1 protein-coding gene is annotated in these 491 nt (G+C 66.6%); it reads right to left on the bottom strand.

Annotated features, from left to right (window positions below):
* Positions 1–94 precede the first annotated feature (94 nt).
* Positions 95–388: a hypothetical protein gene (locus LR961_RS19145; protein ID WP_232151567.1), complete on the bottom strand. Its 294-nt coding sequence runs from the start codon at positions 386–388 to the stop codon at positions 95–97.
* Positions 389–491: the final 103 nt, after the last annotated feature.

Raw genomic sequence — 491 nt, 5'->3', positions numbered from 1 at the left:
TACAGGGTTTCGCTTTCACGACGGGTGAGGACGAGCATGTGGATCTCCTGTTTCCTTGGAGCCCGGCCGCACGCTGCAGCCGGGACGGGGTGGATCAGTTCTTGCTGAATCGCAGCAAGCCGTTCGAGGCGTTGAGCGTTCCCGCCGCGATCTGGCGCTGACGGCGCAGGCGCTCGCGCAGGCCGCCGCCATTCGGGGCCCAGCGGATCAACCAGCGACGTCGTTCGGTGAGGAAGCCGCCCCAGCGCTGCTGGCGGCTGGGCTTGTGCGCCTTCTGGGTTTCAGGTTTCGGTTGGGGTTGTGGTTCACGCTTGACCTGGCTGCCGGCGAGTCGGGAGCCGAGAGCCAGAGCAACACCGAGCAGCAGGCGGGGACGACGGTTGAACACAGGCAGGCGCTCCTACGGAAGAAGGGATGACGTGGTGGGTAGCGGGGTGAAGTCGAACGGGCGGTGCTTCGAGTACGCGGGGCCCTCGACGATCGGGATGCCG

Origin of the sequence: Stenotrophomonas sp. SY1, from assembly GCF_021202945.1 — a bacterium.
Classification (GTDB): domain Bacteria; phylum Pseudomonadota; class Gammaproteobacteria; order Xanthomonadales; family Xanthomonadaceae; genus Stenotrophomonas.
The sequence above is the reverse complement of the archived record's forward strand: the minus strand, read 5'-3'. Positions and strand labels throughout refer to the sequence as shown.